General features: G+C 73.1%; 29 protein-coding genes, 1 tRNA gene and 1 pseudogene. 12 read left to right on the forward strand and 19 right to left on the reverse strand.

Going from position 1 to position 16,848, the window contains the following annotated elements:
* A pseudogene (locus BM064_RS27545) lies at positions 1-302 on the reverse strand (signal recognition particle-docking protein FtsY); the annotation flags it as partial.
* Between the two features lie 593 nt (positions 303-895).
* Between BM064_RS27545 and BM064_RS17160 the strand changes: the two are divergent.
* Positions 896-1,864, forward strand: coding sequence for an endonuclease/exonuclease/phosphatase family protein (locus BM064_RS17160; protein WP_092861558.1), 969 nt, complete (start codon positions 896-898; stop codon positions 1,862-1,864).
* A 4-nt stretch (positions 1,865-1,868) separates the two neighbouring features.
* Here BM064_RS17160 and BM064_RS17165 read toward each other — a convergent pair whose 3' ends face one another.
* The 3 genes from BM064_RS17165 to dapF all read right to left on the reverse strand — a co-directional run bounded on the left by BM064_RS17165 (position 1,869) and on the right by dapF (position 4,942).
* On the reverse strand, positions 1,869-2,432 hold the full coding sequence (locus tag BM064_RS17165) for an HdeD family acid-resistance protein (RefSeq protein ID WP_092861560.1): 564 nt from the start codon (positions 2,430-2,432) through the stop codon (positions 1,869-1,871).
* A gap of 322 nt (positions 2,433-2,754) precedes the next feature.
* Positions 2,755-4,062 carry a tRNA (N(6)-L-threonylcarbamoyladenosine(37)-C(2))-methylthiotransferase MtaB gene (gene mtaB, locus BM064_RS17170; protein WP_092861562.1) on the reverse strand — a complete coding sequence of 436 codons (1,308 nt, stop codon included), beginning with the start codon at positions 4,060-4,062 and terminating at the stop codon, positions 2,755-2,757.
* A 4-nt stretch (positions 4,063-4,066) separates the two neighbouring features.
* Positions 4,067-4,942: a diaminopimelate epimerase gene (gene dapF / locus BM064_RS17175; protein WP_245779197.1), complete on the reverse strand. Its 876-nt coding sequence runs from the start codon at positions 4,940-4,942 to the stop codon at positions 4,067-4,069.
* Between the two features lie 173 nt (positions 4,943-5,115).
* Between dapF and BM064_RS17180 the strand changes: the two genes are divergently transcribed.
* Entirely contained in the window at positions 5,116-5,532 is a 417-nt protein-coding gene (locus BM064_RS17180; RefSeq protein ID WP_245779198.1) for a DUF983 domain-containing protein, read from the forward strand.
* 31 nt (positions 5,533-5,563) lie between these two features.
* On the opposite strand, the gene BM064_RS17185 is transcribed toward BM064_RS17180, so the two are convergent.
* Positions 5,564-6,310, reverse strand: coding sequence for an SDR family NAD(P)-dependent oxidoreductase (locus BM064_RS17185; RefSeq protein ID WP_092861566.1), 747 nt, complete (start codon positions 6,308-6,310; stop codon positions 5,564-5,566).
* A gap of 314 nt (positions 6,311-6,624) precedes the next feature.
* Between BM064_RS17185 and BM064_RS17190 the strand changes: the two genes are divergently transcribed.
* Positions 6,625-6,700 (forward strand) — tRNA-Lys (locus BM064_RS17190).
* Between the two features lie 111 nt (positions 6,701-6,811).
* Here BM064_RS17190 and BM064_RS17195 read toward each other — a convergent pair.
* Positions 6,812-7,507: a BRO-N domain-containing protein gene (locus BM064_RS17195; protein WP_092861568.1), complete on the reverse strand. Its 696-nt coding sequence runs from the start codon at positions 7,505-7,507 to the stop codon at positions 6,812-6,814.
* A gap of 286 nt (positions 7,508-7,793) precedes the next feature.
* Between BM064_RS17195 and BM064_RS17200 the strand changes: the two genes are divergently transcribed.
* Positions 7,794-8,093, forward strand: a complete 300-nt coding sequence (locus tag BM064_RS17200) for a hypothetical protein (protein ID WP_092861570.1) — start codon at positions 7,794-7,796, stop codon at positions 8,091-8,093.
* Between the two features lie 29 nt (positions 8,094-8,122).
* Here BM064_RS17200 and BM064_RS17205 read toward each other — a convergent pair whose 3' ends face one another.
* From BM064_RS17205 to BM064_RS17260, 13 genes are all read right to left on the reverse strand, one after another.
* Complete coding sequence (locus BM064_RS17205) at positions 8,123-8,311, reverse strand: hypothetical protein (RefSeq protein ID WP_092861572.1); 189 nt, start codon at positions 8,309-8,311, stop codon at positions 8,123-8,125.
* A 13-nt stretch (positions 8,312-8,324) separates the two neighbouring features.
* Positions 8,325-8,918, reverse strand: coding sequence for a glycoside hydrolase family 19 protein (locus BM064_RS17210; protein ID WP_092861574.1), 594 nt, complete (start codon positions 8,916-8,918; stop codon positions 8,325-8,327).
* Positions 8,915-9,160 (reverse strand): hypothetical protein, encoded by a 246-nt coding sequence (locus BM064_RS17215; protein ID WP_092861576.1) that lies wholly within the window; start codon positions 9,158-9,160, stop codon positions 8,915-8,917. Before BM064_RS17215 ends, BM064_RS17210 begins: the two co-directional genes overlap by 4 nt.
* The gene (locus BM064_RS17220) at positions 9,160-9,432 is read right to left on the reverse strand and encodes a hypothetical protein (protein ID WP_092861578.1); all 273 of its coding nucleotides are present in this window, start codon (positions 9,430-9,432) and stop codon (positions 9,160-9,162) included. Before BM064_RS17220 ends, BM064_RS17215 begins: the two co-directional genes overlap by 1 nt.
* Positions 9,432-9,698: a hypothetical protein gene (locus BM064_RS17225; protein WP_092861580.1), complete on the reverse strand. Its 267-nt coding sequence runs from the start codon at positions 9,696-9,698 to the stop codon at positions 9,432-9,434. The genes BM064_RS17220 and BM064_RS17225 overlap by 1 nt, the downstream gene beginning before the upstream one ends.
* Positions 9,695-9,958, reverse strand: coding sequence for a hypothetical protein (locus tag BM064_RS17230; RefSeq protein ID WP_092861582.1), 264 nt, complete (start codon positions 9,956-9,958; stop codon positions 9,695-9,697). Before BM064_RS17230 ends, BM064_RS17225 begins: the two co-directional genes overlap by 4 nt.
* Positions 9,955-10,197 (reverse strand): hypothetical protein, encoded by a 243-nt coding sequence (locus tag BM064_RS17235; protein WP_092861584.1) that lies wholly within the window; start codon positions 10,195-10,197, stop codon positions 9,955-9,957. The genes BM064_RS17230 and BM064_RS17235 overlap by 4 nt, the downstream gene beginning before the upstream one ends.
* Positions 10,194-10,403 (reverse strand): hypothetical protein, encoded by a 210-nt coding sequence (locus BM064_RS17240; RefSeq protein ID WP_092861586.1) that lies wholly within the window; start codon positions 10,401-10,403, stop codon positions 10,194-10,196. Before BM064_RS17240 ends, BM064_RS17235 begins: the two co-directional genes overlap by 4 nt.
* Positions 10,400-11,647, reverse strand: coding sequence for a site-specific integrase (locus BM064_RS17245; protein ID WP_092861588.1), 1,248 nt, complete (start codon positions 11,645-11,647; stop codon positions 10,400-10,402). The genes BM064_RS17240 and BM064_RS17245 overlap by 4 nt, the downstream gene beginning before the upstream one ends.
* Positions 11,644-11,961 (reverse strand): helix-turn-helix transcriptional regulator, encoded by a 318-nt coding sequence (locus BM064_RS17250; protein ID WP_092861590.1) that lies wholly within the window; start codon positions 11,959-11,961, stop codon positions 11,644-11,646. Before BM064_RS17250 ends, BM064_RS17245 begins: the two co-directional genes overlap by 4 nt.
* Complete coding sequence (locus tag BM064_RS28380; protein WP_281244879.1) at positions 11,958-12,080, reverse strand: hypothetical protein; 123 nt, start codon at positions 12,078-12,080, stop codon at positions 11,958-11,960. The genes BM064_RS17250 and BM064_RS28380 overlap by 4 nt, the downstream gene beginning before the upstream one ends.
* Positions 12,073-12,390: a hypothetical protein gene (locus tag BM064_RS17255; RefSeq protein ID WP_092861592.1), complete on the reverse strand. Its 318-nt coding sequence runs from the start codon at positions 12,388-12,390 to the stop codon at positions 12,073-12,075. The genes BM064_RS28380 and BM064_RS17255 overlap by 8 nt, the downstream gene beginning before the upstream one ends.
* A gap of 140 nt (positions 12,391-12,530) precedes the next feature.
* Positions 12,531-13,175: a helix-turn-helix domain-containing protein gene (locus tag BM064_RS17260; RefSeq protein WP_342741377.1), complete on the reverse strand. Its 645-nt coding sequence runs from the start codon at positions 13,173-13,175 to the stop codon at positions 12,531-12,533.
* A 53-nt stretch (positions 13,176-13,228) separates the two neighbouring features.
* Here BM064_RS17260 and BM064_RS28505 point away from each other — a divergent pair, with 53 nt between their 5' ends.
* From BM064_RS28505 to BM064_RS17295, 8 genes are all read left to right on the forward strand, one after another.
* On the forward strand, positions 13,229-13,537 hold the full coding sequence (locus BM064_RS28505) for a carph-isopro domain-containing protein (RefSeq protein WP_425426175.1): 309 nt from the start codon (positions 13,229-13,231) through the stop codon (positions 13,535-13,537).
* Positions 13,538-13,724: 187 nt separating this feature from the next.
* Entirely contained in the window at positions 13,725-13,997 is a 273-nt protein-coding gene (locus tag BM064_RS17265) for a hypothetical protein (RefSeq protein ID WP_092861595.1), read from the forward strand.
* Positions 13,994-14,203, forward strand: a complete 210-nt coding sequence (locus BM064_RS17270; protein ID WP_092861597.1) for a hypothetical protein — start codon at positions 13,994-13,996, stop codon at positions 14,201-14,203. Before BM064_RS17265 ends, BM064_RS17270 begins: the two co-directional genes overlap by 4 nt.
* The gene (locus BM064_RS17275; protein ID WP_092861599.1) at positions 14,200-14,556 is read left to right on the forward strand and encodes a hypothetical protein; all 357 of its coding nucleotides are present in this window, start codon (positions 14,200-14,202) and stop codon (positions 14,554-14,556) included. Before BM064_RS17270 ends, BM064_RS17275 begins: the two co-directional genes overlap by 4 nt.
* Positions 14,553-14,948 (forward strand): hypothetical protein, encoded by a 396-nt coding sequence (locus tag BM064_RS17280; protein WP_143103364.1) that lies wholly within the window; start codon positions 14,553-14,555, stop codon positions 14,946-14,948. The genes BM064_RS17275 and BM064_RS17280 overlap by 4 nt, the downstream gene beginning before the upstream one ends.
* Complete coding sequence (locus BM064_RS17285; RefSeq protein WP_177236313.1) at positions 14,945-15,367, forward strand: winged helix-turn-helix domain-containing protein; 423 nt, start codon at positions 14,945-14,947, stop codon at positions 15,365-15,367. Before BM064_RS17280 ends, BM064_RS17285 begins: the two co-directional genes overlap by 4 nt.
* Entirely contained in the window at positions 15,364-16,518 is a 1,155-nt protein-coding gene (locus BM064_RS17290) for a DUF7146 domain-containing protein (RefSeq protein WP_092861605.1), read from the forward strand. Before BM064_RS17285 ends, BM064_RS17290 begins: the two co-directional genes overlap by 4 nt.
* Entirely contained in the window at positions 16,518-16,844 is a 327-nt protein-coding gene (locus BM064_RS17295) for a hypothetical protein (RefSeq protein ID WP_143103365.1), read from the forward strand. Before BM064_RS17290 ends, BM064_RS17295 begins: the two co-directional genes overlap by 1 nt.
* Positions 16,845-16,848 lie beyond the last annotated feature (4 nt).

Genomic DNA, 16,848 nt, shown 5'->3' on the forward strand with positions numbered 1-16,848 from the left:
GGCTCGGGGCGCGCGGGGCTCGGCGGCGGCGGGGCGGCGTCCGGGCCGGGCGCGGGGCGCGGGTCCTCGGGCAGCTCCGCGGGCGGAGGCGGCGGGGTCTCGGGCGCGGGGGACGGCGTCTCGGCCGGGGGCGCGGGGGGCGTCTCGACCGGGCGCGCGGGCGGGGTCTCGGCGGGGGGCGCGGGGACCTCGGGGGGCGCGATCTCCTCGGGCTCGCCGTCGGCCATCAGCTCGTCGAGGCCCTTCTCGATCCGGTCCGAGGACTTGAAGAGGCGGGACTTGAGCTTGTTGAAGAACGACATGGGCGATCCGATGAGCTGCCGCGCGGCGGAGGTCCGAACGAGGCTCGGCATAGCGCGTAGGGGCAGGCGAGGAAAGGGCCGGCAGGTTGGAAGCCGCCGCGCGACGCACGCGCCCGGGGCGGGCGTCGGGCCCGCGGCGGCGGGGCAGGCGGCGCGCCGGGGGCGGGCGGAGGCGGCGCCCCGGCGGCGGGCGGGGGGCGCGGGGGGCGCCGCTTCTGAACTCACCAGGGAACAGGGCCGCGCCTGCTCCCCGCAGCCGTCCGTCGCTTCAGATGCCTGAGCTGCGGCGGGGGCCGGGTCAAGGACAAGCCGCCTTCGGCGGTCGCTGCGCGATCCTTGACCCGGCCCCCGCCGCAGCTCCGATCGGCATCAGCGACGGACGGCTCCGGGGAACAGGCGCTTCGCGAGGGGCCGGTTCGGGGGCGCCTGGGGGCGGGCGTCGAGGGGCGTGGGGCGGGCGGAGGGGCGCGACCGGGGTCTGCGGGGCGGGCGGGGCGCGGGGAAGGGGAGGCCGTGCGCTCCCCGGCCTGACAGGCGCGACGGGGGCGCGGGGATGCGCTAGGCTGGCGTGCGCCCGCCGTCCGGAGCCCGCCATGTCCGAGCCGCTGCCCGACATCCGCACCGCGCCCCCCGAAGTGCAGGCCGAGGCCGCGGGGCTGCGGGCGGCGCTCGACGCCGCCATCCCGCCCAAGCGGGAGGTCGACCGCAACCTGCTGCTCGCCACCTGGAACATCTGCCAGTTCGCCTCGCTGAGCGAGACCTGGGAGGAGGGCGGCAGCCCCGTGCGCAACTGGCGCGGGCTGCACGCGATCGCCGAGATCGTCTCGCGCTTCGACGTGGTGGCCCTGCAGGAGATCAAGGGCGACCTGCGCGCCCTGCGCACGCTGATGAAGACGCTGGGCCCCGGCTGGGGGTTCCTGGTGACCGACGTCAATCGCGGCGACCGGGGCAACGACGAGCGGATGGGGTTCCTCTTCGACCTCTCGCGCGCCCGGCTCTCGGGGCTGGCCGGCGAGCTGACCGTGCCGGGGGAGGGGCTGGAGGGCTCGCCCCTGCGCGCCTTCGCCCGGGCGCCCTATGCGGTCAGCTTCCAGGCGGGGGCGCGGACCTTCATCCTCACCGTCTGCCACGTCTTCTACGGCGACGCGGGGGCGGAGGCGCTGGAGGAGCGCCGGCGCGAGCTCGACGGGTTCGCGCGCTGGATGGCGGACTGGGCGGCGACCACGAACCGCTACCACCAGGACCTGCTGGTGCTGGGGGATTTCAACATCGACCGGATGGGCGACCCGCTCTACGAGGCCTTCGCCTCGCGCGGGCTGCACGTGCCGCCGGCGCTGCACGCGGTCCCGCGGACGATCTTCGCCAAGCCCAGCTTCTACGACCAGATCGCCTGGTTCGAGGCCGGCGAGGGCCGCGCCGGCCTGACCCTGGAGCCGCTGGCGGCGGGGGGCTTCGACTTCCGCCCGCATGTCTACGCGGACCCGCCGATGCCCTCGCGCTCGCTCGCCGCGCGGATCTCGGACCACTTTCCGCTGTGGGTCGAGTTCCGCGCGGCGGGCTGAGGCCTCAGGCCCGGTCGAGCTTGCGCGCGGCGAGCCCCAGCGCCAGCAGGGCCGAGCCGTCGGAGACGAAGGCGATGCCCGCGATCAGCCCCAGCAGCCACATGGCCGAGCCGGGGAAGGCCGCGTAGATCGCGATCGCCGCGACCAGGGCGGCGGCGCCGGCGGCGGCCATCCAGCCCCAGCCCTTCGCGGGCCGCATCCGGAACCCCTCGTAGAGGCGCACCACGCCCGAGACCGCCAGCATCACCACGATGACCAGCGAGAAGGCCATCAGGCCTGCGAGCGGGTCGAAGATCACCAGCAGCGCGCCGAGGATGTAGACCGCGCCGATCAGCAGGTGGCCGACGGACTCGCGCCAGCCGCCCTTGCCGAAGCTCTGCGCCACCTGGGCGATGCCGGCGAAGAGGAAGGCGACGCCGATCCAGGCGTTGATGGCGACCGAGGCGAGGAAGGGCGCCAGGATCGCGAAGATCCCCATGACGACCAGGGCCGCGCCGATGCCGACGAGCCACTTCCAGTTGCGGACCAGGACGTCGGGCATCGGGAAGGGGACCTGCGGGGTGGACATGGCGAACGCTCCTGAAAATGGGGGCCGCCCCCATACTTCGCCCTGCGAGGCCGGGTTTCAACCGCCGGAGGGGGTGGGGCGACGATCGGTCGGCGGGCGGGCGAGGCGAAGGACCGCGGCGCGGGACGGCGCGCGGAGGGCCCGGGCGTCGGCGCGCGGCGCCGGCGGCGCGGCATCGGCGGCGCGGAGGCCGATGCACGTGGCGCGAGGGGCGGCGGCCGGGGAGAGGCCCCGGGTCAAGCCCGCGGCGCCCCTGGAGACGCGCGGCGCGCCGGAGGGCGGGCGTCGGCGCCTGGGGCGCGGGGGGGCTTGCGCCTGGCGGTCAGGCGGCGAGCAGGCGGTCGCCGTCGCGGGCGGCGATGCGGGCCTCGACCAGGGCGCCGGGGGTCCGGGGGGCGGGGAGGACGACCTCGGCGAAGCCTTCCGAGCGGCCGCGGGTCTCGGTCTCCATCACCAGTCGCTCGGTCCGGCCGATGCGGGCGTCGAGCCAGGCGTCGCGGGCGGCCTCGCCCGCCGCGCGCAGGCGGGCGGCGCGGTCCTTGCCGACCGACTTCGGAACCTGGGGCATGCGGGCCGCCGGGGTGCCCTTGCGGGGGGAGTAGGGGAAGACGTGAAGCCAGGTGAGGCCGCAGTCCTCGACCAGCTTGAGGGAGTTGAGGAACATCGCCTCGGTCTCGGTCGGGAAGCCCGCGATCAGGTCGGCGCCGAAGACGATGTCGGGGCGGGCGCGGCGGATGTCCTCGCAGAAGCGGATGGCGTCGTCGCGCAGGTGGCGGCGCTTCATCCGCTTGAGGATCATGTCGTCCCCCGCCTGGAGCGAGAGATGCAGGTGGGGCATCAGCCGCAGGTCCGAGGCGACGGCGTCCACGAGCGCCGGGTCCGCCTCGACCGAGTCGATGGAGGAGATGCGCAGGCGCGGCAGGTCCGGGACCAGCCGCAGGATCCGCTGCACAAGGTCGCCCAGCGGCGGCTTGCCCGGCAGGTCCGCGCCCCAGGAGGTGAGGTCGACGCCGGTCAGCACCACCTCGTTGTAGCCCTGCGCGGTCAGGCGGCGGATCTGCTCGACCACCACGCCGGCGGGGACCGAGCGCGAGTTCCCCCGGCCGTAGGGAATGATGCAGAAGGTGCAGCGGTGGTCGCAGCCGTTCTGCACCTGCACGTAGGCGCGGGCGCGCGTTCCGAACCCGTCGATCAGGTGGCCGGCGGTCTCGGTCGCCGACATGATGTCGTCGACGCGGATCTTCTCGGTCTCGCCGATCAGGTCGGGGCCGCCGGCGCCGCCGAGCGCCTCCTCCCGCTTCAGCCGGGCCCAGGCGGGGGCCTGCATCTTCTCGGCGTTGCCCAGCACGAGGTCGACCTCGGGCATGGTCGCGAACGTCTCGGGCTCGGTCTGGGCGGCGCAGCCGGTGACGATCAGGCGGGCGTTGGGGTTCTCTCGCCGCAGCTTGCGGATGCGCTGGCGGGCCTGGCGGACGGCCTCGGCGGTCACCGCGCAGGTGTTGACCACCACCGCGTCGCCCAGGCCCTGCTCGGCGGCGAGCGCCTTCATCGCCTCGGTCTCGTAGGCGTTCAGGCGGCAGCCGAAGGTCTCGAAGACCGGGGGGGCGGGGGCGCGGGCGTCGTCGGGCATGGGCTCAGGCCTCGGCGGGGAGGGCGTCGAGGAAGGCGGGCGAGAGCTCGGCCTCGAAGACCGTGGCGACGGGGCCGGCCATCAGCACGCCGCCGCCCTGGTCCTCGGGCAGCCACTCGATCTCCAGCGCGCCGCCGTCGAGCTCCACCACCGCCCGGCGGCCGGTGACGCCCAGGCGGGCGGCGGCGACCACGGCGGCGCAGGCGCCCGAGCCGCAGGCGAGCGTGACGCCCGCGCCGCGCTCCCACACCCGCAGGCGCAGGCGGTCGGGGGCGATCAGCGAGATGAACTCGACGTTGGTGCGCTGGGGGAACAGGGGGTGACGCTCGATCTCGGGGCCGCGGGCGGTGAGGTCCACGGCCTCGGCGTCCTCGACCACGAAGACGCAGTGGGGGTTGCCCATCGACACCGCCGCCGGGGCGCCGGGCAGGGGCAGGGCGAGCGTGTCGACCTCCCGCGCCAGCGGCACCGAGGCCCAGTCGAGCGCGGGCGCGCCCATGTTCACCTCGATCAGCCCGTCCTCGCGCAGGCGGCCCGTCAGGCGGCCATGCTCGGTGCGGATGGCGACGGCCCCGCGCCCGGTCTCGGCCAGCAGCAGCGAGGCCACGCAGCGGGTGGCGTTGCCGCAGGCGCCGGCGGTGGAGCCGTCGGCGTTCCAGAAGATCAGGCCGGCGTCGGCCTCCGGGTCGCCCAGCTCGGCGCCGGTCACGATCTCGGCGAGCTGGTCGAAGCCCACCCCGCGGTGACGGTCGCCCAGCGCGCGGGCGAGCGAAGGCGTCACGCGGGGGCCGCCCGCGCGCGCGTCGATCACCACGAAATCGTTGCCCAGCCCGTGCATCTTGCGAAAGCGCAGGGGGGCGGAGGATGCGTCCTTGGCCATGGCGCGCATATACGCGCGCGGGGCCGGCCGCGCCAGCCCCGCGAGGCGCGCGGCCCTGCGCCGGGCGGGAGGCGGACCTGCGCCCGACGCCGCGGCCGCAGCGTCGCGCCCGGCTTGCGCCGACGCGCCGCGGGCGTCACCTATGCGCCCACGAACAAGGAGAGGAAACGTCCATGGCCGACGAGACCGCCCGCCCCGCCCCCGACGCCGATCCGGCGACCGCCTCGCTGGACGCTTCGGTCGAGCGCGTGCCCGCCGAGGCGCCGATGGGCCGGACCCTGATGCGCGGCTGGCGCGGGCGCTGCCCGCGCTGCGGCGAGGGCGGCCTGTTCCGCGCCTACCTCAAGGTGCGCGAGGAGTGTCCTGCCTGCGGCCAGTCCTTCCGCGGCCTGCGCGCCGACGACGGGCCGGCCTACGTCACCATCCTGATCGCCGGGCATCTCGCGATCCCGCTGATGTACTGGGGCGCGGAGTGGGAGAACATGTGGGCCTCGGTCGCCGCGATCTCCGCGGTGGTGCTGGTCGGCTCGCTGGTGCTGCTGCCGCGGGTGAAGGGGGCGTTCCTGGGGGTGCTCTGGCGCAGCGCCTGAGCGGCGCCGCGCCGGGACCGCTGCGGCGGTCTCACTGGGCGGTGTAGCCGCCGTCCACCACGTGATAGCCGCCGGTCATGAAGCTGGCGCGGTCGGAGAGCAGGAAGGCGATCAGCTCGCCCACCTCCTCCGGCCGGCCGAGCCGCTTGACCGGGTGGAGCTGCACGATCGGGTCGAGGTCGGCGACCGCGTTCTCGACCAGCGGCGTGCGGATGTAGCCGGGGCCGACCGCGTTGATGCGGACGCCCTGCTCGGCGTAGTCCATCGCCGCCGCGCGGGTCATCCCCACCACCGCGTGCTTGGAGGCGACGTAGCCCGTCGCGTTGGCCCGCCCCACCGAGCCCAGGATCGAGGCGATGTTCACGATCGCCCCGCCGCCGGCCTTCAGCATCTGCGGGATCTGCGCCCGCATCCCCAGGAACACCCCGGTGAGGTTGATCGAGATGATCCGGTCCCAGTCCTCGAGCGTCTGTTCGTGCAGCGGCGCGCGCACCCCGGCGACGCCGGCGTTGTTCACCGCCAGATGCAGCGCCCCCCAGCGGGAGACGGCGGCCGCCACCGTGCGGGCGTGATCCTGCGCCGAGGCGACGTCGGCGACCGCGATCTCGGCCTCGCCGCCCGCGTCGCGGATCTCGTCATGGGTGGCCTGGGCGAGCTGGCTGACCAGGTCCGAGACGACGACCCGCGCCCCCTCTCCCGCCAGCTGCACCGCCGTGGCGCGCCCGATCCCCGAGCCTGCGCCGGTGACCAGCGCGACCTTGCCGTCGAAGCCCGGCATGGCGTTCCTCCCGTGTCTGCGGGGCGGCAGGGTCGCCGTCCCGCTGTTATTGTTCGGATGTCTTAGCGTCCGCCGTCTCCGGGACCAAGCCCCGCCGGCGGGGGGGGCGGCGGGGGCGGCGACGGCGGACCCGGGGTCGCGGGGCTTGCGCGGGGCGGCGGGGGCCCGGGGATCGGGGGGGCGAGCGAGGTCCGGGCGCGTCGCCGGGTCGGGGGGGCGGGGAACTGCGCGGGGCTGCGGGGCATCTTCCTTCCCGCCTTCGCCTCGCGACGGCTTGACCCCCGCCCCCCGGCCCCCTATCAGAGCCCCCGGTCGGGCCGTTAGCTCAGTTGGTAGAGCAGCTGACTTTTAATCAGCGGGTCGCAGGTTCGAATCCTGCACGGCTCACCAAAATCAAGCACTTAGCAGTGCATCCGTCCGAGCGTCCGAAAGCGTCCGAGTCGGACGGAAATGCGAAACGCCCTCCCGATCGGGAGGGCGTTCGCGTCTCGGCCGAGACGATCAGCGGCGGGCGGCGAAGTTCCGCAGGGCTTCTTCGAGAATCACATAGAGGTCGATGGCGAAGGGGTTGCCGTCCATCCGCATGTCGGCGCGCCGACGGTCGCGGATGGCGCGGGCCTCGGCGATCAGCTCGGCCAGGTCCTCGGCCGAGAGGCCCCCGCTTCCGGGCATCCGACCGGCGAAGCCGCCGGCGAAGGGCGGGTCTCCCAGCTCGGCGAGGCGCGCGGCCGCCTGGTCGCGGATGCCGCGCCAGTGGGCGATGCGGTTGAGATGGGCGCGGTCGGCCGGCAGCGGTGCGGCGAAGGGATCGAAGGCCGCGACCGGCAGGCCCGCCGCCGGCGGCCGCCGCTCCCCCTCCTCCTCGATCAGGTCGAGCACCCAGCGGCGGAACGCCTTGGCCCGCTCGGTCTTCGCCAGCATCGCCACCAGGTGGGCGCCGCGGAGGGAGAAGACGCGGACTTCGCGGCGCTGACCTGCGTGGTCAGATTGACCACTCAGGTCCCCCTGCACGGTCAGCTTGACCGTGCAACTCATGTCCGCGGTGAACTCGTCCTCGTTGCGCTGGTAGAGCCGATGGACGGCGCGGTCATCCGCATAGCCTAGCGCCTCGGCCAGGTCGCGTGCGGTGAACCACATCTCGCCGTCGCGGCGGATGACCTCGATCTCGGTATCTTCAAAGGTGAGCAGATCCAGCATCTCAAGCTCCTGTGATGGAGCCCGACGCCCGCTCGCCAAAACGGGTGGCCGGGCAACAGCGGGTTGGCGAACCGGCTCACAGGGACCGGCAGGCCCGAAGGCCTCCCACTGCGCCCGACCATAAAAGCCGCACCCATGGGGCGCGGCTTGCGAGCGCCTGTGAACGAAGCGGGTCGCCAAACCCGACGCGCCCTTTTTCGACGCGCAGTTGCATCGTAGGGTAAGCGCGACCGTCGTTCAAGGGTAGGCTCGCCCGTGGGCGAATCGCATTCTTCGGGGGGATTTGATGTCGCTCGCTCTTTGGGCCCTTATCGGGATACTTTGCAAGAAGTGGTGGCAGGTCCTGATCGGCGCCGCGGTGCTGACCGTCCTCGCGATGCTGAGGTTCGAGTTCAACGTGGGGCCGAACTTGCGCGAGTTGGGCTACGCGCCGAGATCCTTCGGCGCGGTGCTGCTGGGGACCTTTCCGCTGCATGTCGCCGGCTGCTTCTTCTTCTTCGGTGTCAAGCACCTGGTGAAACGGATCGCGCGTCGGGCTGATGCGCGGCGGGGCATCTCGTCGGATGACGCCCCGCCGCAGTCTTGAGGCGCGGCCCGCAGGCCGCGCCTCGATCTTTACCGCACCGGCTGGTTGGTCTTGAACCGCAGCGCGATCCCGACCAGGGCCTGCACGGCGGAGACGATGGCGACCTGCACCTCGGGCGTGAGGCCGAGGTCGAGGCCGGCCATCGTGGTCAGCGTCGCCACCAGGGCCACGACCTGGGCCCAGATGCTCTTCGAGGCCCAGAAGGGTTTCGCTTCCATGGAAGTCTCCTGTTCAGACGGAAGGCGAGAGGCTGGCGCGCAGCCCCTCGAGGAAGACGCCGGCGTAGCCAGCGACATCGTCGGCCCGGTCGAGGCCATTCACGCAGCGCCGCGCGTTCCGGAAATCCAGGTGGCCGGGGCGCACATGCTGGGACAGGCGGTCGCCGAAGACCCCTTCCAGCATCCCCTCCCAGATGACCTCCGATGCGATCTCGGGGCTCTTCACGAGGTCCGGGTTGCTGACCAGGTCCAGGCCCAGGCGCACGGACATGTCGGCGTAGTTGCGCAGCCAGGTGAGCTGCACGAAGCCGCGGCCGTGGTAGCGGCGGCGCTGATCGACGCGGGAGCCGGTCCCCATGAGGGGGAGATCTTCGCCGTAGGCCTTGCCGGCGCCGCGGCCGATCTCCTCCATGTGCAGGAAGCGCACCGTCTCGTGGTAAGCGGTCGCCAGCACATAGGCGGTCTTGCGCAGGCCTTTGCCGCGGCCGAGGCCCTGCTCGATCAGGAGGCGCAGGGGCGCCGCCTGCTTGGGCGGGAGCGAGCCGCGGAACAGCCGCGGCATGACGAAGGCCCCGAGGGCGTCGAAGTCGATGGCATGTGTGGTCACGTGGGTTCCTCCGAAGGCGGCGGCTGGACGGCGAGCATGACCGGCGGGTGGACCGAGCCGAGGATCGTGAGGCGCACCGCGCCGCCGGCGGCGAGTGCGGCGCGTTCGGCGGGGCTGGGCTCCCAGAGGCTGGTCATCTGATTGAAGCCGCCGACGTTCTCGTCCCGGATGGCGAGCGCGGTGAAATCGTCCTGGTCCTCGGCCAGCACCCGGGTCGCGTCGTGGATGCGGAGCGGCAGCATCACGCCCTCCCCGCCGGGATCGGCGCGCCGGGCGGGACGTCTCCGCGCGCCTCGAGCGTGTCGGCCGCCTCGCGGATCGCGGCGATCATCTGCGCGCGGTCGCCGTTCGAGACGTAGCCGCCATACCCGACGCCGCCCTCGGGGTTGGGCGTGCCGATGTGCAGGACGAAGACCATCCCCTTCGGCAGCTCCCGCTCGATGATCCGGGCGAGCTTCTGCAGCCGCGCCTCGCCCCGCCGGTAGAGCGTCAGGCGGCGTTCCTGTTCCGCCATCACGCCCTCCCGACCTTCGCCGGCGCTGCGATGCGCCGGGCGCCCCCGGCCCGCGCCGTCTGGGACAGATGCGCCAGGACGTCGGCGGCGTGCTCGTCGCAAAGCCCGCGCATGCGCAGGCGGAGAGGCATGTCCTCCCCGGCGTCGGCGCACGGCTGGGTCAGGATCACGACGTAGGCGCAGCCTTCCGGGATGAGCTGATCGAGCAGGCTCATGGCGATATCGGCGAGATGGGTGATCTCGGGGTTGCTGTCGGCGCCGCTCATGCCGCCCTCCGATCGTCGATCACCGAGCCGATCCACGGATCCGTCCCGGGCGGGCGTCGGCCCAGCTCGGCCTCGACGTCCAGGATCAGGCGGCGCAGGCGCTGCAGCTGGGGCGCCGCGTCGAGCTCCGTCGGCAAGGCGTAGACGCCCGACGCGGCCATCATCTGGTGCTCGGCCCGGATCTGGTCCTGCCTCGCGAGGAGCTGGCCGAGCTGGTCGCAGAGCGCGGCGTGGCAGCGCTCGAGGAGATGGGTGTTCATGCTTCGACCTCCGGTCGGTTCGCCGCCTCGGCCTTCGCGTGGGCGGCCGCAAGCAGGTCGAGCGCGTCGGCCACGCCGCGGTTTCTCGTGGCGAGATCCGCGAGCTGGGTCGCGATGCGGTCCAGCTCCTCGGCGTGATGGTTGGCCAGGTGCGCGAGGATCGCCCCGAGGCTCAGCTCACCCCAGGCGATGGCCTTGGCGACCAGGTCGCCGTCGTCGGCTTCGAGGGTCAGGCTCATGACTTGCGCCCTTCCTTCTGCGCCGCGGCGCGGAGCGCTGCGGCCTTCGCCTTGCGCGCCTTCCGCTCGGCCTGTCGGCGTTGCTGGCGGCTGCGAGCGGAGGTCTTGGGGGTCGCCAGCCAGATCGCGCGCTGGCGCTGCAGCCGCACCGCGGCGCGGCGCGTGCCGGCGCCGGGGGCTGCGTCGTGGAACCTCGTGTGCTTCAAGATCGCGTCTCCTTCTTCGCGCCGGCCGGCTTGCCCGGCCGCTTCATCGCCTGCACCGCCCGCCTGGCGCCGTCGAAGGCGGGCGGGTTGTAGGTCTGGCCCAGCCGCGGGTTGCGGTCGGACTGGTTGCCCAGGCCGTCGGCCCGGTCGCGCTCGGACGCGCCGCCCTCGCGCGACCACCACGCCCAGGAGCGGCGCAGGTCGCGGAACTGGACGTCGCGGAGCGAGGGCATGCGCTTCGCCGCCGCGGCGCGGACCTGGGCGAAGTGGTGCCGGAAGGTGTCGGCGGCGTAGGCCTGGCCCCCGAACGCCACGACGGGCGCGAGGGGGTCGGGCGCCGGCCCGCCGCCGGCGAGCTCGGCGAGGCGCGCGTCCAGCAGTGGCCGCAGCTCGTCATGGATCGGCATCGCCGCGTGCTTCGCCTCGGAGCCGGCCCGCGCCTTCGAGCGCTCGAAGGCCCAGACGAGGAGCGCCTCGCCCTCCTCCTCGCGCTCGATGAAGTCGCCGGCGCAGGCGGCGAGGACGTCGGTCTGCCGCTGGCCCTGATACCAGGCGATCGCGATCCCGAGCGCCACGCCCGGCCGCTGCAGCTTCTCGGCCGAGGCGAGCAGGTCGCCGAACTCCTCCCAGCTCACGACGCGGTCGCGGGGCGGCGGGGTCTCGAGCTTGAGCCGGAGCGCGGGATGATCCGTCACCCAGCCGACGAGCTCGCCGTAGGTCATGAGGACCGAGAGGACGCGGACGTCATGGGCGGCCAGCGAGGCGCCCTTTTCGCGGTAGAGGGTTTCGTACCACTCGTAGACGATGGGCTTGGTGAAGGCGGCGACGCGGGTGGCGCCCCACTTCTTCTCGATGCGGCGCAGGGTTTCGTCGTAGTCGCGCCGCGTGGCGGGTTTGAGCTTCCCCCACCGGGGCGACGCCCGGAACTTCGCGGCCAGGGCCGAGACGGTGCGCGTCGCGCCCGCCGACAGCATCGAGCCCTCGCGGGCGCGCTGCACGCGGCGGTTCAGCCCCTCCGCCTGGCGCAGCGACCAGGTCAGACGGTTCGGGTCGAGCTCCACGACCTCGAACCCCAGGTGGCGCTCCGCCGGCGTCGGCTCCCACCACAGGCGCCAGGATCCGTCCGCCCGCTCGCGGTCGCGCAGCCGCGGCGGGATCTTGCCGCCCTTCGCCCGCACCTGGTCGAGCGGCCCGACCGCCGATGGCTTGCGCGCGGGCGCTGGGGAGGCGCGGCGGCGCGTCACGCGGCGCCCGCCATGCGCAACATCACCGCGCGATCAGCGGCGAGGTCGGCGGCCGAGAGCCCGGGCACGCCTTCGACCGGCGGCAGCGGGCGATCCAGCCAGGCGAGGACCTCGTCCCGCCGCCAGAGGTATTCGCGGCCGGCTGTGCGGGCAGGCGGGGGGAAGTCCTCGTCCTCCTCGAGGCGCAGGCGGGCGTCGCGGAACGTGGCGGCCGAGGCGTAGCCCAGCAGCTTCGCCAGCTCGGCCGAGCGGATGAACACCGGCGGCCGCGTGTAGGCGGGGCAGGAGAGGGAGGGGCCGGGCGGGGTTCTCATTCCAGGCCCTCCGGCTTGCGGACCTGGCGGACGTTGCGCGTCGCCAGGCCGAAGGCGAGCCCGGCGAGGAAGCCGCCGAAGCCGGTCAGGAACAGGGCGGGCAGGAGATCCTCAGCCATCGGCGGGCCCTCCCGCGGTCAGGCCGAGGGCCGGGCGGCGCGGCGGCGGCGGCAGGGTCACGACGTTGCGCGCGACCGGGCGGCCGCGGCGGTCGCGCCAGGCCTGCAGGCGTTCGGCCAGAGCGCGCATCCGGGCGGCGTAGCGGCGGCGCGCGCGCAGCTCGTCGATGATCGCGGGCATGGTCAGACAGAGCAGCGCGACGCCGTCGGCGCTGGCGCGGTCCTGGGCGACGTCGCCGGCGGTGATCGCCAGGTGCGCCAGGAGCTCGTCGCTGATCGGCGGCAGCGGGGGCGGAGCGGGTTGCGGCATGAAAGTCCTCCTCGCAATGGGCGCGGAGGGCCATGTGTCGAGCTCCTCTGCGCTGTCGGACGCAGAGGTAACGTGAGATTATCGCACTTTCAAGCAGAAATGTGAGGTTGTCGCACTTATGAGATTTGCTGCGCGCGGCGCTAGAGGCCGCGCCACATGCAGGCCACTACACCCTTGATAACTACTCGTTCATGATCGACCACCATTGGGCGAGCGAAGTCGGGTCGGGCGCTGAGCGCAAATATGATGGGCGGCTCGAAGCGTCGGAGCACCAGCGAGGCATTCCCCGTGGCAATATCGAGGACCTCCGCCAGCACGTCGTCCCCGCGTTTCGCGGTCTCAGCCTTGAGGCGATCAGACACCAGACAGTCCCCTGGCTTATAGCCGCCGAGGATCATGTGCTCAGTCTTGACGATCCAAGCGGTTCTGTGAGCACCGGCTATTCCGAAGAGGCTGAAGTACTCGTCGGAATTGCGAACCCCTGTCCAATCATACTCTTCAAGCTCACTTGAGGGATGCGCCGAACGGCCGGCCATGGCTTTCGCCGCCGGATGATGAAGCCCCGCTTTTTCCAGCACGAGATCGATTGGGATCTGTAGCAGGCTAGCAAAAGCTGAAACCTCTTCCGGCTTCAGTTTTCGTTCACCGCTGTAAATTCTAGATATGACGGTTCGATCCCGCCCGATCTTCCGGGCGAGATCATCATTTGTCACGCCCATTTGGCGCTGAAGCTTCTTGAAGAACGATGCATCCATGCGGCGCAACATGAGAGCGCGGAGCCGCACATAGAAGTGCGGAAAGCTCTTGAAGATCGCACATGTGTGGCGTATCGACAGATATGTCCAACGCAGTGTCCCCCGTCGATGTCGTTGTCAGCCTCTTCGGCTCCCCGGGAGCTGTTGCGGAGGTCTGCGACCGCCATCGAACCGCGGTGTCGCATTGGCGACGTGCGGGGCCTCGGCGGGAGGCGGGCGACGTTCCGCCTCCCCACATGCGCAAGCTCCTCGCCCACGCCCGCGCCCACGGCATCCCCCTGACGGCCGAGCACCTGATCTTCGGCGCCACGCGCGCCGAGCTCGAGATCCTGCTTGACCGACGGAACCCCGACGCAGCGGCCACCCCCGCCGCGTCGGTGGCGGCGGAGTAGGCCCCGTGGGCCGCGTCGCTCCCCGCCCGGTCGCCGCGCCGCGTTGCGGGTTCCCGGCGCGGCGGCCGTCCCTCTCCTCCCTGGCCGCGGGAGTTGGCTGTCGCCTCGCCCGCGGCTCACTCCCCCGCCGCCGGTCCGTTTCCCTGCCTGGACGGACCGGCGGCGGGGATTTTTCGGGAGCGCAGGCATGACGCATCTCGGCATCAGCCCCGACGGCGACGGCTTCAAAGTCGAGGAGCTCACCTGGACCGAGATCGCCCGCTTCGCGCGGCGCGAGGACGCCGAGCTGTTCGTCTCGGCGAAACATGGCGGGCGCCCGCTGGACCCGGTCCGGATGGTCCCGACCTCCATGCTGACGCCGGAGCAGCTCGGGCAGCTCGACGACGCGCCGGAGCCGGATCTCGAGGTCGAGCCCCGGTGGTGGCCCCGCGGCGGGGAACTTTCGGGAGGTTCGGCATGACCGAGGACCGCCGGCCCAGACCCCACCGCAAGCGCGCCTCGGAGGTCGAAGACTGGTCGAAGCCCAAGGCGCCGACCCACCCGCGCGCCTGCATCTGCTGCGGCGTGCAGTTCCGTTCGGAGGGCGCGCATCATCGGATGTGCAAGTCCTGCCGGACGGGGGCATGGGATCGGAACCCGGCCTTTCCCGGGGCGGTGATCGAATGACCGACGCCCCCCGATCCCCCATCATCGCGTTCGGCCTGCACGCCGCCGCGCGGGCCATGGCCGCGAAGCTCCGCCCGCTGACCGAGGACGAGGCCGCCGAGCTCCGACAGCGGCTCGACTGGTTTCTGCCGGATCGGGCGGACCTGACCGAGGCGCTCGAGGCGTTCCTGGCCGAGGTCGGGCCGGAGGCCGACGTCGACGACGCCGCCCGCCAGACGGCGGCGGACGCTTTCCTGGCGCAGCTCGCCGCCCTCGAGGACGGCTTGACGATCGCCGAGGCGCAGGCCCGGCGCATCGCCGGCGCGATGGATCAGATCGAGTTCGACTGGCAGCAGAGGGCCGACCTGCGATGACCGCGCAGCCTGATCTCCTTGTGCACGAGGGGGGCCGCGACAAGGCCCCGGCCGTGCCGCCCCTCAACGACGCCGACAAGGCGCTGGTGGCCGTGCTGACGGCGGCCATGCTGTGCCGCCGCTCGCACCCCTCCCACCTGGCGCTCGCCCTGCGGGACGTCGAGGACCTGCTGCCGCGCACGACGCCGCTGCACCCCGTCACGCAGGGTCTGGTGAGCGCGGCCCGAGAGCTGCTCGGCCTGGGCGACCTCGAGGATCCGGAGCTGGATCGCTCGGGCGCCTGGTGGCGGGCATGGTATGCGCTCGAGGGCGCGCTGGCGCTGACGTGGGTCCGCCGCGCGGGCAAGGCGATCGAGGCGGCCCAGAGCGTGCAGCCCGGGGGGCGGGCATGAGCGCCGACGTCTCCCTCCTGTCCCGCGAGGACCTCGAGATCCGCTGCCTCGAGCTGATCGAGCGCTGCACGGCCCTCGAGGAGGCGCTCGGGCTGACCGGAGACGCCCAGCCGCGCAACTGGCGCGTGCCCCTGACGCCGGCGCTCGGGCGGATGCTGGCCGTCCTGCTCAACGCCAGGCCTGGGCGGCCCGTCTCGCGGCAGCTGCTCTCCGAGGTTTCCGCGCGGGACCCGCTGGACCCGCCCCTGTCCAACGCGGTCGAAGTGCAGATCCGGAACCTGCGCAAGCTGCTCCGCGACGCGGGGCTGCCGCACGACGCGATCCACACCGTGGTCGGCGAGGGCTACTGCATCCACCCCGACCACCTGACGGCCATGCGCAACGCCTTCCTGTGCGACGACGGGCGGCTGTTTGGATGACCCGCGGCCTCTCCGACTTCCAGGCGATCGTCGCCCAGCTCAACGCCCAGCCCGAGGCGGTGGCCCGGCGCTACGCCCCCAACGGGCGGCGCGACGGGCCGACCTGGCGCGCGCTCAACCCCGGCCGGGTGGACCGGCATATCGGGAGCTTCTGGGTCAACGTCACGGGTCCGCACGCCGGGCGCTGGCACGACAGGGCGACGGGCGAGGGCGGCGACATGCTGGACCTGATCCAGCTGGCGCTCGGCTGCGACCGGGCCGCGGCCGTGCAGGAGGCGCGGGCCTTCCTCGGGATCGCCGACCAGGAGACGCCGGAGCAGCGCCGCCTCCGCCATGAGGCGGCCCTGCGCGCGCAGCGGGCGGCCGAGGAAGCGAAGGCCCAGGCGGAGCGGGAGGCGCTGCAGAAGCGGGGCCGCGCCCGGGCCCTGTGGCTGGGCGGCAAGCCCCTCGAGGGGACGCCGGCGGCCGCCTACCTGGCCGGGCGCTGCGTCGGGCCCGCCGACCTCGGCCGCGCCCCCGGCGCGCTGCGCTTCGTGCCGCGGCTGCGCTACTACCACGAGGACGAGGAGACCGGCGAGATCTTCGAGGGCGCATGGCCCGCGATGGTCGCCCAGATCCATGGTCCCTGGCAGGCCGACGCCCCGCCCGAGGCCATCGGGACGCATATCACCTGGCTCGCGCCCGACGGCCGCGGCGGCTGGGGCAAGGCGCCCGTGCCGGCCCCGAAGAAGATCCACGGTCAGCACAAGGGCGGCTTCATCCGCCTGTGGTCCGGCTGGGGCCCGCGGTCAGGCAAGAACCGCCCGCTCGCGCAGGCGCGCGACGGCGCCCGGGTCTTCATCTCCGAGGGCATCGAGGACGGGTTGAGCGCGGCCGTGATGCTGGGCCGGGAGCCGGACACCTACGTCGTCGCGGCCCTGAACCTCGGCAATATGGAGGCGATCGTCCTGCCGCCGGCGCTGACCGAAGCCACGATCATCGCCGACCAGGACCCGGGCGAGAAGCAGCGCGCCGTCATCGACCGCGCCGCCGCCCGTCTCGCGGCCGAGGGCCGGCGCGTCCGCGTCTGGCGGAACCACCACGGCGGCAAGGACCTGAACGACGCGCTCCGCCAGGCGCGGGCACAGGAGCGCGAGGAGGGCGCAGCATGATGATCCCCAAGAAACTTCCGAAGCTCGGAGAGAAGGCGGGCGACGCATCTGGATCGGAACGCGACCCGGTGGGGTTTCACGGCGATCTCGCCCGTGAGGCCACCGAGCGCTTCCTCGACCAGGCATCCAACCTGCCGGTTCTGGTGCAGGGCCTGGCGGTGCTGGCGCTGCGGCTGCAGGGGCCCATGACCTGCGCGGCTGACGCCCAGGCGCGCATGGAGTTCTCCCTTCTCCGCGCTCAGGCGCGCGCCGAGGTCAAGCGTCTGGGGGTGCTGGTCGACGAGCTTTCGAGCCTGGTCGAGCCGACCTGCGAAATCGACTTCTAGAGGG

It is taken from the genome of Albimonas pacifica, assembly GCF_900113695.1.
GTDB lineage: Bacteria > Pseudomonadota > Alphaproteobacteria > Rhodobacterales > Rhodobacteraceae > Albimonas > Albimonas pacifica.

Excerpts from the sequence above, each read along its gene's own strand:
- BM064_RS17160 (WP_092861558.1), top strand. The coding sequence starts at position 896 with ATGTCCGAGCCGCTGCCCGACATCCGCACCGCGCCCCCCGAAGTGCAG.
- BM064_RS17165 (WP_092861560.1), bottom strand. The coding sequence starts at position 2,432 with ATGTCCACCCCGCAGGTCCCCTTCCCGATGCCCGACGTCCTGGTCCGC.
- mtaB (WP_092861562.1), bottom strand. The coding sequence starts at position 4,062 with ATGCCCGACGACGCCCGCGCCCCCGCCCCCCCGGTCTTCGAGACCTTC.
- dapF (WP_245779197.1), bottom strand. The coding sequence starts at position 4,942 with ATGGCCAAGGACGCATCCTCCGCCCCCCTGCGCTTTCGCAAGATGCAC.
- BM064_RS17180 (WP_245779198.1), top strand. The coding sequence starts at position 5,116 with ATGGCCGACGAGACCGCCCGCCCCGCCCCCGACGCCGATCCGGCGACC.
- BM064_RS17185 (WP_092861566.1), bottom strand. The coding sequence starts at position 6,310 with ATGCCGGGCTTCGACGGCAAGGTCGCGCTGGTCACCGGCGCAGGCTCG.
- BM064_RS17195 (WP_092861568.1), bottom strand. The coding sequence starts at position 7,507 with ATGCTGGATCTGCTCACCTTTGAAGATACCGAGATCGAGGTCATCCGC.
- BM064_RS17200 (WP_092861570.1), top strand. The coding sequence starts at position 7,794 with ATGTCGCTCGCTCTTTGGGCCCTTATCGGGATACTTTGCAAGAAGTGG.
- BM064_RS17205 (WP_092861572.1), bottom strand. The coding sequence starts at position 8,311 with ATGGAAGCGAAACCCTTCTGGGCCTCGAAGAGCATCTGGGCCCAGGTC.
- BM064_RS17215 (WP_092861576.1), bottom strand. The coding sequence starts at position 9,160 with ATGCTGCCGCTCCGCATCCACGACGCGACCCGGGTGCTGGCCGAGGAC.
- BM064_RS17220 (WP_092861578.1), bottom strand. The coding sequence starts at position 9,432 with ATGGCGGAACAGGAACGCCGCCTGACGCTCTACCGGCGGGGCGAGGCG.
- BM064_RS17225 (WP_092861580.1), bottom strand. The coding sequence starts at position 9,698 with ATGAGCGGCGCCGACAGCAACCCCGAGATCACCCATCTCGCCGATATC.
- BM064_RS17230 (WP_092861582.1), bottom strand. The coding sequence starts at position 9,958 with ATGAACACCCATCTCCTCGAGCGCTGCCACGCCGCGCTCTGCGACCAG.
- BM064_RS17235 (WP_092861584.1), bottom strand. The coding sequence starts at position 10,197 with ATGAGCCTGACCCTCGAAGCCGACGACGGCGACCTGGTCGCCAAGGCC.
- BM064_RS17250 (WP_092861590.1), bottom strand. The coding sequence starts at position 11,961 with ATGAGAACCCCGCCCGGCCCCTCCCTCTCCTGCCCCGCCTACACGCGG.
- BM064_RS28380 (WP_281244879.1), bottom strand. The coding sequence starts at position 12,080 with ATGGCTGAGGATCTCCTGCCCGCCCTGTTCCTGACCGGCTTCGGCGGC.
- BM064_RS17255 (WP_092861592.1), bottom strand. The coding sequence starts at position 12,390 with ATGCCGCAACCCGCTCCGCCCCCGCTGCCGCCGATCAGCGACGAGCTC.
- BM064_RS28505 (WP_425426175.1), top strand. The coding sequence starts at position 13,229 with ATGTCCAACGCAGTGTCCCCCGTCGATGTCGTTGTCAGCCTCTTCGGC.
- BM064_RS17265 (WP_092861595.1), top strand. The coding sequence starts at position 13,725 with ATGACGCATCTCGGCATCAGCCCCGACGGCGACGGCTTCAAAGTCGAG.
- BM064_RS17270 (WP_092861597.1), top strand. The coding sequence starts at position 13,994 with ATGACCGAGGACCGCCGGCCCAGACCCCACCGCAAGCGCGCCTCGGAG.
- BM064_RS17275 (WP_092861599.1), top strand. The coding sequence starts at position 14,200 with ATGACCGACGCCCCCCGATCCCCCATCATCGCGTTCGGCCTGCACGCC.
- BM064_RS17280 (WP_143103364.1), top strand. The coding sequence starts at position 14,553 with ATGACCGCGCAGCCTGATCTCCTTGTGCACGAGGGGGGCCGCGACAAG.
- BM064_RS17285 (WP_177236313.1), top strand. The coding sequence starts at position 14,945 with ATGAGCGCCGACGTCTCCCTCCTGTCCCGCGAGGACCTCGAGATCCGC.
- BM064_RS17290 (WP_092861605.1), top strand. The coding sequence starts at position 15,364 with ATGACCCGCGGCCTCTCCGACTTCCAGGCGATCGTCGCCCAGCTCAAC.
- BM064_RS17295 (WP_143103365.1), top strand. The coding sequence starts at position 16,518 with ATGATCCCCAAGAAACTTCCGAAGCTCGGAGAGAAGGCGGGCGACGCA.